Raw genomic sequence first — 12,866 nt, forward strand, 5'->3', positions numbered from 1 at the left:
CCGCTACGAGAAGACCGCAACCATCTACCTGGCCGGACTCCACATCGCAGGCATCTTCCTCTGGTCAGCCAGATGATCCAAACGAAACTGCCTAGGCGCGGGCGCAGGTGTGCTGTCGCGGTCCGGCCGCACGGCAGGCGACGTGGTGCAGGGGGCGTGGCGTATGAATGACCGTCAAAAGCCGGTGGAAGGTGCCGTGGGGGAGGACGGCGGTTATCTTCCCATTGCCGAGCACGGTCTGATCGGGGATCTGCGGACCGCGGCGCTGGTCGGCACCGACGGGCGGATCAGTTGGTTCTGCGCCCCGCGGTTCGATTCGCCGAGCATTTTCGGGGCGCTGCTCGACGCGGAGAACGGCGGACACTGGCAGATCGGCCCCGTCGCGGACGTCGCCAAACGGCAGCAGTACTACTTCCCCGACACCAACATCCTCATGACGCGGATGCTGACCGAGAACGGCATCGTCGAGATCCAGGATTTCATGCCGATACGGGCGGAGGGGGACCGGAATCACCGGCAGCGTCTGGTGCGGCGGGTGGTCAGTGTGCGCGGCAGTTCGCGTCTCCGCACCGTCGTCGCACCGCGGATGAATTACGGCCGGGACCCGCACAAGGTGGAGACCCAGCCGCACGGAGTGCGTTTCACCAGTGAGGCGCTGGATCTCTCGCTCCAGGCGAATGTGACCCTCCGTCCCGAAGGGCCGGATGCCATCGGCGAATTCGACCTGACGGAAGGCGGTTCCGCGCTCTTCGTGCTGGAGTCCACGAAGCCGTCCGAGGCCGACCCGTCCGTCGATCTGGTCGATACCCGAGCCGCCGAGGAGCTGTTTCGGTCCACCGTAGGGTTCTGGCGCCAGTGGCTGAGCCAGTCCACCTATACCGGCCGCTGGCGCGAAATGGTGCACCGCTCCGCGCTGACCCTCAAACTCCTGACCCACGAGCCCACCGGTGCCATGGTCGCCGCGCCGACCCTCGGACTTCCCGAACAACTCGGCGGCGAACGGAACTGGGACTATCGCTATGTCTGGATACGCGACGCGTCCTTCTCGCTGCACGCCCTGCTGCGCCTGGGGTTCACCCGTGAGGCGCAGGCCTTTATCAGCTGGCTGACCTCGTGTCTGCGCGAGGCGCAGGACGGTGACCGGGGGCCGCTACGGGTGCTGTACTCCATCGACGGCGTGGCCGAGCTGCCCGAGCAGGTCCTCGACCACTGGGCCGGCTACCGGGGATCGGCCCCGGTCCGGGTGGGGAACGGCGCCGCCGGCCAGCTCCAGCTCGACATCTACGGTGAACTCTTCGACTCCGTCTATCTGTTCAACAAGCATGGAGCAGGCATTTCCCATGACAGCTGGCGGGATCTGTGCGGCATTCTCGACTGGCTGCTGGAGCACTGGGACAGTCCCGACGCGGGAATATGGGAGACCCGGGCCGGTCAACAGCACCACACCTATTCACGGTTGATGTGCTGGGTGGCGGTGGAGCGCATGATCAGAATGGCCCGGCAGCGCGGGCTGCCCGCTGATATGGAACGCTGGATGGCAGAGCGCGACAAGATCTACCACCAGATCATGGAACAGGGCTGGAACGCGCGGGAGCAGACCTTCGTCCAACGCCTCAGCGAGGAGGAGGGGCAGCCGCCGGAGCACATTCTGGATGCCTCGCTCCTCGTGATGCCGATGGTCAAGTTCCTGTCGCCGGACGACCCGCGCTTCCGCTCCACCGTCCAGGCCATCGGCGAGAACCTCGTCACCGACAGCCTCGTCTTCCGCTACGACCCCAAGGTTTCCCCCGACGGCCTGGACGGCACGGAGGGAACCTTCTCGATCTGTTCGTTCTGGTGGGTCGAGGCGCTTTCCCGCACCGGGCGGATCGAGGAGGCCAGGGTGGCGCTGGAGAAGATGTTCACCTACGCCAATCACCTCGGTCTGTACGCCGAGCAGATCGGGATGACGGGCGAACACCTGGGGAATTTCCCGCAGGCGTTCACCCATCTCGCGCTGATCAGCGCGGCCACGAGCCTGAACGACTTCATGGGCTGAGCGGTGCTTTCCCGGGAAAACGCCGCACGGGCGACGGAATGGTGTCCGTTGTCCGCTGGGCAGCGGGCATACTGACCGGCGGTGCCGCCGGGGCACGAATTCCGGAGCGAAGCGCTGTCCACCCCAGGAAAACCGAAGGGCAGAAAGACCGTGGCTGACTTTCTCACCGACATCACCACCCTCCGCGAGCGCGCCCGCCGCGAGATGGAAAAGGGGCCGGTCACCGAGGCGTACGGAGCCGACCTGGAGCGCGTCCTGCAGGTGTTGAACGAGGCGCTGGCCACGGAAATCGTCTGCACACTGCGCTACAAGCGGCACTACTACACCGCTTCCGGTCTCTATTCGGAGCCGGTCGCCGCGGAGTTCCTGGAACACGCCGCCGAGGAGCAGCAACATGCCGACAAGGTGGCGCAGCGCATCGTGCAGCTCGGCGGAAAGCCCGACTTCAACCCGGAAACCCTGACGCAGCGGGCGCACGCCGGTTATGACGCCAGCGACGACCTGCTGGAGATGATCAAGGAAGATCTGGTGGCCGAACGCGTCGCCATCGCCTCGTACACGGAGATCGCGAAGTGGCTGGGCGACGGCGACCCGACGACGCGACGCGTTTTCGAAGAGCTGCTGGCGCAGGAGGAAGAGCACGCCGACGATCTGCGGGGACTGCTGGAACGCATTCCGCAGGAGAAGAAGACCGTTTGACGGACCCGCCGCGCGGCCAAGGCGCTGCTCCCGGAACCGTCATGACCGGGCCTCACATCCGAGCCGTCCGCGTCACCGCTCCGGCCCGCCCCGCACCCGACGAACGGGGTGGGTGTCCGGCAGCGGTGCCCGGCCGGGCGGCGCAATTGGCCTGATCATGGCGGTGGGGGCGGCGTTCCCGAGGGTGCCGGGGCGCGGTGCGCGCTCCTCTAGGCCGGGGGGTGCGGCGCGCGGACCCTCAGGACTCCAGGGCGTCGGCCATGCCGTCGGCCAGCGTGAAGTACCCGGCGGTGCCGGTGACATCGAAGAGCCGGTGGACGACCTCGCGGAACGGGCCGGCGACGATCAGCTTGCGCTGCTGCCGGTGGTGGGCACGCTGCGCGGCGAGCAGGACGTGCAGCACCGTGGAGTCGGCGAAGTCGGTGAGCGACAGATCGACGACGGTACGTGGAGCACCGGAAGCCTCCGCCAGCGCGCAGGCCTCTTCCAGGAGAGGGGCGCTGTCGTGATCGAGGGACCCGCTGACGCGGACGGCGAAGACGTCGTCCTCGACAGCGTGGGTCACCACAGCCGGTGTGTGAACGTACATGGGCGACAGCATGCCATGCCTTTCGGGCACAGGTTCTAGGCAGCCTCTTGTTCGGCCGGCCCAAAGACCGTCCCCCGTATGGCCCGCACGACCAGGTCACCGAAGTGGTGTCCCGGCGCTGGTGCCCTCGTTCTCCTCCGTCGAGTGCCGAGGAGCCCGTCGCACTTCTCATGAACTATTCAGGAATTCCGCGGACGGATGTCTCCGGTCCACCGGCTGCGCCACTCAGCGGGGTGATTGTTCCGCCGATCCGCATAAGGGCCACAACGCCGGGAAACAGGCCTGTTCAAACGACCTGAATCCCGGAGGTGGAGCATGAACACGGTTTTCGAGGACGTATGCGACACACAACTGCCGGCCCGCTATGACGGACCGTCAGCGAAGGTCGGAAGATATTCCACCGGGCTTCCGCGCATCGCGGATGCCGGGAGTGTGGCCCCGCAGGACGCCAAGGCGCTGTCGCCGCTGTTCTTCGAGCGGCTCGCGGAGGCCGAGGAGGGAACTCCCGAGTATCAGTACGCGCGCAATACGCTCGTCGAGATGAACCTGTCGTTGGTGCGCTATGTGGCGTCGCGGTACAGAAGCCACAGTGACCAGATGGAGGACATCGTCCAGGTCGGCACCATCGGTCTCATCAAGGCCATCGACCGGTTCGATCTCTCCCGCCGGACGGAGTTCTCGGCCTTCGCCATTCCCCATATCCTCGGGGAGATCAAGCGGTTCTTCCGTGACACCAGCTGGGCCGTCCATGTCCCGCGTCGTCTCCAGGAACTCCGCATCGACCTGGCCCAGGCGATGGAACATCTCTCGGCCCTCCTGGACCGGGAACCCACCGTCAGGGAGCTGGCCGAGCACATGCAGCTCACCGAAGAGGAGATCATCGAGGGAATCGTGGCCGGTAACGGCTACACGGCCGTCTCCCTGCACCTCTCCGGCGACAGCGAGGCGGCACAGGCCGGCGGCGGACCCGCCTTCGCCGACATCCTCGGCAGCACCGACCCGGCCACGGAGCAGGTCGAGGACCGGTACGCCCTGGCCTCACTCCTGGAACTGCTCGGTGAGCGCGACCGGCTGATCATCCATCTGCGCTTCGACCGGGAGATGACCCAGGCCCAGATCGGCGCGGTGCTCGGCATCTCCCAGATGCATGTCTCCCGACTGCTCGCCCGCATCATCAAGCAGCTGCGCCAGGGCATGCTCGGCCAGAAGTGACCCACGCGGTCCCATAGAGCTGTCAGCCGGACCACAGCTCCTCCTCGCCGTGGATGGTTCCGACCCGGCCGGGTACCGGGCTCCGGAAGGTCCGCCGACGTGCGGACGGGGCGACAGGCGAGGGGACGGCATGGCAGCAGAAGTCAGCGAGCGACGGACACCGGTGGCCCGCCCGGGCCGGGTTGCCCGGGTCCGGCGGTGGTGGGGACGGGCGCTGGGCTCGGAGGGCCATGAGCGCACCACGGTGCTGCTCATCGCCAAGGGCACGCTGGCGGCGACCATCGCCTGGGTGATCTCCGCGCACGTCCTGAACGCACAGTCGCCCGCGTTCGCCCCGTTCTCCGCCGTGCTGATCATGCAAGTGACCGTCTACCAGTCGCTGTTGCAGTCCTCGCGCTATGTGGCCGCTGTGGTGGCGGGGGTGGCGGTGCAGGCCGCGCTGGGTTTTCTCGTCGGGCCCGAGGTGCTGACGTTCGCCCTGGTGGCGGTGGTGGCGCTCACCATCGGCCGGTGGCCGGCGCTCGGCTCCCAGGGCTCCCAGGTGGCCACCGCGGCCTTCTTCGCCTTCTCCACCTATGTCTCCGCCACGTCGGCCCTCGACAAGGTCACCCAGCTGGGGCAGATCATCCTGCTGGTCCTCATCGGATGCGGGGTGGGCGTCGTCGTGAACGTCACCGTGCTGCCGCCGTTGCGCTACCGCAGCGCCGAACACGGCATCCGCACCCTGGCGCACGCCCTGTGCGACCTGGTGAGCGACGTCTATCCGGCGTTGCGTGAGCGGGGGCTCGACGAGGAGCGCACCGGCCGCTGGCGCTCGCGCGCCGACCAGACCGGAGAGCTGGTCACCCAGGCCCGGACCGGGCTGCGGATGGCCCAGGAGAGCCTCCACTACAACCCGCGCCGGATCTTCCGCCGCCGTGCGCACACCGACTTCCAGGGTTACGCCGCGGTCCTGGAGGCGCTGGAACGCACCCTGCGCCAGTTCACCGCCCTGACCCGGAGCCTCGACAAGTGGAGCGCGGACGAGGACCGTTACCGTTACGGCGCCTTTCTGGCGAGCTACGCGGACTTCCTGGAATCCCTCTCCCGGATCACCCGCGTCTTCGCGGACCTCGACGAGGATCGGCTCGGCGACCAGGTGCGCCGGCTCCGCGAACTCGCCGACCGGGCACAGAACTGCCGCCGGCAGCTGGCCGAACGGGCGGAGCGGGACGATCTGCCGCTCACGGACCCCGGCCGCCCCTATGGAGTGCTGGTCATCGAGGCCGCCCGTCTGATGGAGGAGTTCCAGTACACCTGCGACGTGCTCCGGCATCACGTCGACGCCTGAACTCCTGCCGTGGCGACCGGCGGTGTGCCGCCGGGATGCCGACGGGTGAAGGCCCGGCCTCGCGGCGTGAAGCCCCGCGCGTGAGCGGACCGGACGAGCAAGACAAGGGGGAGGGGCCACCGCACCATAACGGTGGCCCCTCCCCGCGCCGACGGCGCGCCGGAATCGGTTCTGGCCCGGCTCCTATTCCGGTCCGGGCCAGTTATTCCGCGCTCAGCGCTTGAAAGCGTCCTTGACCTTTTCCTTCGCCCCGCGGAGATCTCCCCTGGATTCCGTCGCGGAGCCCTCGGCGGTGGCGCTTTCGTTTCCGACGACTCGGCCGGCTTCCTTCTTGACCTTGCCGATGGCCTGCTCGGCGAGGGCCTTGGCCTTTTCGCTGGCACTCATGGTGGTCCTTCCGTTGGCGGCATTGAAGCGTGTGCCCCCGCATTGCGCTGTCAAACGGCGGAGCGGGATACGGGGGAGCGTGGGTGACCCGGAGCGGACGCTGTAATGGAGGTGAGTCCCCTGCGGGAACAGCGCCCGCCCCGGGCCGTACCTCTCGTGTTTCCCCGCGTGGGGTGATGATGCCTCGGCGAACACAGAAAATCGGGAGGGTCCGGACACCGCCATGGTGTCCGGACCCTCCCGCATGTACGGGCTGCTGTGTCTACCAGCGGTACCACCGGCCGCGCTTACCGCCGGCTCCCGCGGAACGCATGACGAATCCCAGTGCCCATATGACGAGTACGGCCACTGCGACAAACCAGAGTGCCTTCAGGGCGAATCCGGCACCGAAGAGCAGCAGCGCGAGCAGAAGGACGAGAATCAGGGGGACCATAGTTATCAACCTCCGAGAAGTCGTGTGCCCGGGCATGCGGCCCCCACACAACGTTTCTTCGGAGGAAAAGCGGGAAACTGCGTGCGGCCGACTCGATCTGACGCCGGAAAGCGGGGCTGATTCCCTGAAAACAGTCACCCTGTGCGGGCTTTGGGGCGTACGAGGTCCCTGTGGCACCGTTGTCCAGGGATTTCCGCGACCGAAAGGCATCGCGAACTGCCACCCGAGCAGCATCGTGCACGGCACCCCGAAAGGGACCGCAACTGTCCGCGCCCCCAGCGCTGTTGAATCCGTGGGCATGTCCCAGGCATGGGGTGGATGGATCGGGGTAGGCGGCCCGCTGCAGCGTCCGCGGGTGCCGGGCGCGCGGGAAGGCGAGATGACCACCATCGTGAGCGAGACCACCACCGCGCAGCGACAGGCGACCCCGGCTCCTGCTGTTCTGCCGGAGGTGATGCAACCCCAGAAGGTGGCTCCTCGCGACGCGCGGGAGTTGTCAAAGCAGTTCTTCGCACGCCTTCAGGTCCTCGAAGAGGGCACGCACGAGTACCAGTACGCGCGTAACACCCTCATCGAGATGAACATGTCGATGGTGCGCTATGTCGCCCGCCGCTACCGCAATCGCGGCGACGACATGGAAGACGTCATCCAGGTGGGCACCATCGGCCTGATCAAGGCCATCGACCGCTTCGACATCGAGCGGGAGGTGGAGTTCTCCACCTTCGCCGTCCCCTACATCCTGGGCGAGATCAAGCGGTTCTTCCGTGACACCGGCTGGGCGGTGCATGTGCCCCGCCGCCTTCAGGAGCTGCGCAGCGACCTGGCCAAGGCCAAGGAGCACCTCGCCGCCAAGCTCGACCGCGACCCCACCGTCCGCGAACTGGCCGCCCACCTCAACCTGTCCGAGGACGAGGTCATCGAGGGCATCGTCGCCGCCAACGGCTACACCGCCGGCTCCCTCGACACCCCCGCCGACCCCGACCCGTCCGAGCAGCGCCGCACCCTCGTCGACGTCCTGGGCGAGAACGACCCGGCGCTGGAGGCCGTCGAGGACTTCCAGGTGCTGGCCCCGCTGATCGACACGCTCAACGCGCGGGAACGGCGCCTCATCGAGCTGCGCTTCGGCCAGGAGATGACCCAGTCGCAGATCGGTGAAGAGCTGGGCGTCTCCCAGATGCATGTCTCCCGGCTGCTCACCCGGACCCTGACGAAGCTGCGCGCCGGGATGCTCACCGAGAAGTGAGACCACCGGTGCGGTGAGCGGGACCGCGGGCCCGTCGAACCGGCCGCGCAGCCTCGGCGACCTACGAGGTGTGCGGCGGCCGGTTCCGGGCATCCGCGACGGCAGACGCCTTTTCATGCGGGAAGGAAACCGGAAGATGCTGATGGCCCACCCTGCGGTGCTGCGGGAACTCGTCCAGGAATACGAAGCGCTGGAGTTGCTGCACGCGCGGCAGGGCAAGGCCGAGGTGCGCCGCAGGATGGACGACATCGCCTACACCCTGTGCGTCTCCACCGGCACCCGCGACGTGGACGCGGCACTGATCGCCGCCCGCCACCGCCTCCCCGGCGCCGGCACCCTGGACGACTCCCTCGTCACGGGCTGACCGGTCGCGCCGGCCGGCGTCCATGAGCTGCTCCACACGGGCCTCCGACTGTTCAGCGGCGGACGCGGTGGGCGAGGAGGGTGCCGGCCATGGCGAGTCCGAGCCCGCCGAGGGTGAGCGGGCCCGGCCGCTGTCCGAGCAGCAGCGCACCGAGTCCGGCCGTGGTCATCGGCACCAGCTGGAACAGGCTGCTGACCTGGCTCGTCCCATGGCGGCGAAGCAGGCGGTAGAGCAGGCCGACGCCGACGACGGAGTTGACCAGCGCGCTCCACAGGAGCACGGGCCCGAACGCGGCGGTGAGGTGCACGTCCCAGCCCTCGACGAGGAGCGCGGGCACCAGCACCACCAGGGCGGCGGCCAGCAGTTGTACGGCGTTGCCGCTCACCGCGTCCATCTCTCCGCAGAACCGCTTCTGGTAGACGGTGCCGAGGGAGATGCCCAGCAGCCCCAGCGCGATGAAGCCCAGCCCCGGCAGGCAGTCGGCGGACAGCTGGATGCCCTCGGCGACCGCCAGGGCCACCCCGCCGAGCCCGAGGACGAGGCCCAGCAACTGGCCCGCCGAGACCCGCTCATGGAGGAACGGCACCGCCAGCAGCGAGGCGGTCAGCGGGTAGAGGGCGATGATCAGGGCCGCGAGCCCGGACGGCACCCCGAGGTCCATTCCCCGGTAGATGCTGGAGAACTGCACGGCCTGGACGAGCACTCCGGCGACGGCCAGATGCAGCAGCCGGCGCCCCCGGGGCAGTCGCCGACGGCGGATTCCGGCGACGGCCAGCAGTACCAGCCCGGCCAGGGTGAAACGTAACGCCGCGAAGGTGTAGGGCGCCGCGTACCGCAGGCCGAGCATGCCGGAGAGGAAACCCGAACTCCAGACGACCACGAGGGCCACACGGGCGGGCAGTTCGGCGAAGCGTCCCGCGGGCCGTACGGCGGTGTCCGGCACAGCGCTCCGGGGCGCGGACCGGTCGGCGTTCACGAGCGGCGGGGTGGGGGGACTGGTCACGGCTGATACTCCCTTTGTCGTCGCGGGGTGTTCGATAAACTGCACGGTAGGGCAAAATATCGTTCACTACGACGGTTTTGTGCCCGGGGATGCGCGGAGCTGGTCATGGCTGCGGCCGTGAAACGGCAGTCCGGCCCCGGACGACAGAAGAGCCCCACGGACCGTGGTCCGCAGGGCAGTTGGGGGGAGTATGAGAAGCCTCAGTAGAGGCTGGAGAACAGTACGGCGATCATCTGGGCCGGCTCGTCGGTGTCATTGCGGAAGGTATGCGGATGACCGGCCGACCACTGGATGCAGTCCCCGGCGCGCAGCTCGTGATCCCGCCCGTTGTACCGGGCCACCAGAGTGCCCCGCGTCGCCATGATGAGATCGGAGCCCTCGTGCTGAAGGTCCTCGGTGAGTCCGCTGTGCGGTGCGAAGTCCCCCGTCACCACCTGATACCCGAGCTCCGGGGAGCGCAGCACCCGGTAGACGACGCCCGGCGCCCGGTTCAGGACCTCCTGCTTCTCCCGGGGGAAGACCGAGGGGGTGGCCCGCCCTCGGGAGAACCCCAGGAACGAGCCGACATCGTGGTCGAACACCTTGGCCAGACGCCCGAGCCGCTCCAGCGCGATATCGGTCTCCCCGCGCTCCAGAGCGGCGAGGAAGGACACCGACAGGCCGCACTCCGCCGCCACTTGGCGAAGCGACATCCCCTTCTGCGTACGGAGCCGGTGCAGCACCTCACCGGGCGGCGGGAATCCGAGCTCCGGGTCCCGCGCGGGAGGGGTGGAGGGGTCCGCGGCAGCCATGCCCGCATCCTAATGCCGCGGCCCGGGACGCCTGATCACCTCCTGCGGCCTGGTCCAGGCGCCGTTGCCGGAGCACCGTGCCGCAATTCGGGTGTGGACCGCCGGCCGTCGGGCTACGGTGCCCCGGTGACCACCACTCCCGCGCACCGCGACACCGGCCCTCCCGGCGTCGAGTCCGATGAGAAGTCCACGCTGCTGGCGTTCCTGAACTATGTGCGGGACGGGGTGACGGCGAAGACGCAGGGGCTCGCGGACGCGCGGGGACGGGCGCCGGGGGTGCCGTCCGGCACCAGCGTCCTCGGGCTGGTCAAGCATCTGACCGCGGCGGAGGTCTACTGGTTCGAGTGGGCCTTCGAGGGCTCCGGCGCCGCGCCTCCGGACCTGAGCATGGAGCTTGCCGAGGGGGACGGGGCCGAGCGGCTCCTCGCCGCCTATCGTGCCGCGATCGAGCGGTCCAACGAGATCGTCGAGCGCTGTGACGACCTGCGCCGTCCGTGCGCGCGGGCCGCGGGGAAGGCCGGTGCGGTGCGGTCGATGCGGTGGGTCCTGGTGCACATGATCGAGGAGACCGCCCGGCACGCGGGCCATGCCGACATCCTCCGTGAGCAGGCCGACGGCTCCGTGGGGAGATGACGGTGGCGGCGGCGCGGGGTGACGGGGCGCGCGGATGACCCCGATCCGTCTGCCGCGCGGATGACGCCCGATCCGCCCCCTCCCCGCACGGAAGACTCAACCCGCCCGTGGGCGCCGGGCTTTCGGCCCCGTCCCCCGGGAGGCGCGGCTCTGGTACCAGACCGCGGCGACCACCAGGGCGCAGCCGCCGGTCTGGGTCGGGGTCGGGCGTTCGCCGATGGCGAGGCCCAGGGCGAATGCCAGTACCGGCTGCAGGAGCAGCAGCGCGGCGCCGGCGTGCGGCGCCAGCCGGGGCAGGGCGGTGGTGATCAGGAGCCAGGCCAGGACCTGGCCCACCAGGGACAGGGCGAGCAGCCAACCCCACGCGGGCCAGCCCGGGTCGAGGTCGATGCCCGTCCACAGGCCGCCCAGTACCGCCGCCGCCACGGCGGCCGCCGCGGTCGAGGAGCACACCGGCGAGACGGTGTGCTCCCGGCCCCCGCCGAGCCGCATCAGGAACAGATACCCCGCATACGTCACGCCCGCCACGGCCCCGAACGTCACACCGGCGACCGGGTCGCTGCCCGGCGCCGGACGCCCGATCGCGCCGCTCGCCAGGGCGACACCCGTCAGCATCAGCGGGGCCAGCAGCACGAAGCGCCTGGAGAGCCGGGTGCCCGACACCAGCCGGGCGAGCAGCGGGAAGACCACGACCTGGAGGTTCAGCAGCACCGTGGCGACCGAGGCGCCGAGGGTGCGCACCGCGGCCGCCCAGAACACCATGTCGACACCGAGCAGTACCCCGGCCCCGAGGTCCATCGCGCGGTAGCGCAGCGGCCGGGCGCCCACCCTGCGTTCCTCCCGTGCGGCGAGCGGCACCAGGACGAACAGGGCGAGCGCACAGCGCAGAAACGCCGCCGTCCCCGCGTTCGTCCCCGAGAGCTTCATGAACACCGCCGAGGCCGAGATACAGGCCGATCCCGCGATGACCGCCATCACCGGGCGGGCCGTGGAACCGCCCTCCCGCCGTGCGCCGTTCGCGTCCGGGCGTGCGGACGACCGTCTCTCCTGCACCGTCATGAAGACCACTGTGCCCGGCGGGATTCATGACAAAAAGCGTTGATTCAACGGCGGTAATCGGTAGCATCCGTAAGGTGTTCGGACTGGACAGGCTTCGTGCCCTCGCCGCGGTGGCCGCCCACGGTTCGATCGCCCAGGCCGCCCCTGCGCTGCACATGACCCCCTCAGGGGTGTCGCAGCAACTGGCCAAACTGGAGCGCGAAGCCGGGCACGTCCTCCTGGAGCCGCACGGGCGCACCGTCCGCCTCACCCACGCCGGCCGGGTCCTGGCCGGCCACGCCGACCGGCTTCTCGCCCAACTCTCCGTCGCACAGAGCGACTTGGCCGACCTCGGGCGCGAGGTGCTGGGCCCGCTGCGGATCGGCGGTGTGGGCAGCGCCGTCCGTGCCCTGCTGCCCGACGCGCTGGCCGGCCTCACCGTCGACCACCCCCGGCTCACCCCGACCGTGGTCGACGGGGAGACCGTCGATCTGCTGCCCCGGCTGCTCCACGGCGAACTCGACCTGCTGCTGATCGAGAGCTGGGCAGACCGCCCGGTCGCCGCCCCCGCGGGCGTGACCCTGCGGACCCTGGTCAGGGAGGACGTCCGGGTCGCCCTGTCCGAGCGGCATCCGCTCGGCGAGCGCGGGACCGTCGACCTGGCCGACCTGGCGGGCACGCCGTGGGCCTGCTGTCCCCCGGGCACCGCGCCCCACGAAGCCCTCGTCCAGGCCCTGCGCAGCCGTGGCGTCGAACCCGACATCCGCTATCTCCTCGCCGAGCACACCACCCAACTCGCCCTGGTCGCCCGGAACCTCGCCGCGGCCCTCGTCCCCGCGATGTCCGGCCGGCAGGCGCCCGGCGTACGGTTCCTGGCCACCCGCCCCGCGCTGCGCCGCGAGATCCGGGCCGCCTGGCTCACCCGCGCCGAGAGCCCGCCCGTACGCGCCTGCGTCGCCGCCGTGGAGGCCCATCGGGAGACCGCCGGGGAGGTCCGTCCGGAGCGGGAGGACGGGTGACACCGGCCGTCCCGGTACCCGGTGGCGAGATCTGTGCCCTGAGGGGCGGGACATGCCGCTGACGGCGTAATGACCGGGCTGGTCTGT

14 protein-coding genes are annotated in these 12,866 nt (G+C 69.4%); 8 read left to right on the forward strand and 6 right to left on the reverse strand.

The genetic code is table 11. The features are described from left to right. Positions 1–163 precede the first annotated feature (163 nt). Positions 164–2,038 carry a glycoside hydrolase family 15 protein gene (locus ACWC9R_RS27575; RefSeq protein ID WP_450735477.1) on the forward strand — a complete coding sequence of 625 codons (1,875 nt, stop codon included), beginning with the start codon at positions 164–166 and terminating at the stop codon, positions 2,036–2,038. A 150-nt stretch (positions 2,039–2,188) separates the two neighbouring features. Then, positions 2,189–2,737 carry a ferritin-like domain-containing protein gene (locus tag ACWC9R_RS27580; RefSeq protein WP_450735479.1) on the forward strand — a complete coding sequence of 183 codons (549 nt, stop codon included), beginning with the start codon at positions 2,189–2,191 and terminating at the stop codon, positions 2,735–2,737. A 238-nt stretch (positions 2,738–2,975) separates the two neighbouring features. Here ACWC9R_RS27580 and ACWC9R_RS27585 read toward each other — a convergent pair whose 3' ends face one another. After that, on the reverse strand, positions 2,976–3,305 hold the full coding sequence (locus ACWC9R_RS27585) for an STAS domain-containing protein (protein ID WP_450735481.1): 330 nt from the start codon (positions 3,303–3,305) through the stop codon (positions 2,976–2,978). 336 nt (positions 3,306–3,641) lie between these two features. Here ACWC9R_RS27585 and ACWC9R_RS27590 point away from each other — a divergent pair, with 336 nt between their 5' ends. Further along, complete coding sequence (locus ACWC9R_RS27590; RefSeq protein ID WP_450735483.1) at positions 3,642–4,538, forward strand: SigB/SigF/SigG family RNA polymerase sigma factor; 897 nt, start codon at positions 3,642–3,644, stop codon at positions 4,536–4,538. A 130-nt stretch (positions 4,539–4,668) separates the two neighbouring features. Continuing rightward, the gene (locus ACWC9R_RS27595; protein WP_450735485.1) at positions 4,669–5,868 is read left to right on the forward strand and encodes an aromatic acid exporter family protein; all 1,200 of its coding nucleotides are present in this window, start codon (positions 4,669–4,671) and stop codon (positions 5,866–5,868) included. Between the two features lie 213 nt (positions 5,869–6,081). On the opposite strand, the gene ACWC9R_RS27600 is transcribed toward ACWC9R_RS27595, so the two are convergent. Beyond that, positions 6,082–6,255: a CsbD family protein gene (locus ACWC9R_RS27600; RefSeq protein ID WP_450735487.1), complete on the reverse strand. Its 174-nt coding sequence runs from the start codon at positions 6,253–6,255 to the stop codon at positions 6,082–6,084. A 262-nt stretch (positions 6,256–6,517) separates the two neighbouring features. Beyond that, entirely contained in the window at positions 6,518–6,688 is a 171-nt protein-coding gene (locus ACWC9R_RS27605; RefSeq protein WP_362607307.1) for a hydrophobic protein, read from the reverse strand. Positions 6,689–7,067: 379 nt separating this feature from the next. Here ACWC9R_RS27605 and ACWC9R_RS27610 point away from each other — a divergent pair, with 379 nt between their 5' ends. Then, complete coding sequence (locus ACWC9R_RS27610; protein ID WP_450735489.1) at positions 7,068–7,931, forward strand: RNA polymerase sigma factor SigF; 864 nt, start codon at positions 7,068–7,070, stop codon at positions 7,929–7,931. Between the two features lie 136 nt (positions 7,932–8,067). Continuing rightward, positions 8,068–8,295 (forward strand): DUF5133 domain-containing protein, encoded by a 228-nt coding sequence (locus ACWC9R_RS27615; RefSeq protein WP_362607305.1) that lies wholly within the window; start codon positions 8,068–8,070, stop codon positions 8,293–8,295. Between the two features lie 52 nt (positions 8,296–8,347). Here the strand turns inward: ACWC9R_RS27615 and ACWC9R_RS27620 are convergent, their stop codons facing one another. Both ACWC9R_RS27620 and ACWC9R_RS27625 read right to left on the reverse strand, forming a co-directional pair. Then, positions 8,348–9,298 (reverse strand): DMT family transporter, encoded by a 951-nt coding sequence (locus tag ACWC9R_RS27620; RefSeq protein ID WP_450735491.1) that lies wholly within the window; start codon positions 9,296–9,298, stop codon positions 8,348–8,350. 200 nt (positions 9,299–9,498) lie between these two features. Beyond that, entirely contained in the window at positions 9,499–10,089 is a 591-nt protein-coding gene (locus tag ACWC9R_RS27625) for a helix-turn-helix domain-containing protein (protein ID WP_450735493.1), read from the reverse strand. A gap of 126 nt (positions 10,090–10,215) precedes the next feature. Here ACWC9R_RS27625 and ACWC9R_RS27630 point away from each other — a divergent pair, with 126 nt between their 5' ends. After that, the gene (locus ACWC9R_RS27630; protein ID WP_450735495.1) at positions 10,216–10,722 is read left to right on the forward strand and encodes a DinB family protein; all 507 of its coding nucleotides are present in this window, start codon (positions 10,216–10,218) and stop codon (positions 10,720–10,722) included. A 96-nt stretch (positions 10,723–10,818) separates the two neighbouring features. Here the strand turns inward: ACWC9R_RS27630 and ACWC9R_RS27635 are convergent, their stop codons facing one another. After that, positions 10,819–11,781, reverse strand: a complete 963-nt coding sequence (locus ACWC9R_RS27635; protein WP_450735497.1) for a DMT family transporter — start codon at positions 11,779–11,781, stop codon at positions 10,819–10,821. A 74-nt stretch (positions 11,782–11,855) separates the two neighbouring features. Between ACWC9R_RS27635 and ACWC9R_RS27640 the strand changes: the two genes are divergently transcribed. After that, positions 11,856–12,779 carry a LysR family transcriptional regulator gene (locus ACWC9R_RS27640; protein WP_450735498.1) on the forward strand — a complete coding sequence of 308 codons (924 nt, stop codon included), beginning with the start codon at positions 11,856–11,858 and terminating at the stop codon, positions 12,777–12,779. The last annotated feature ends 87 nt before the right edge of the window (positions 12,780–12,866 follow it).

This window comes from Streptomyces sp. NPDC001219 (genome assembly GCF_053597915.1).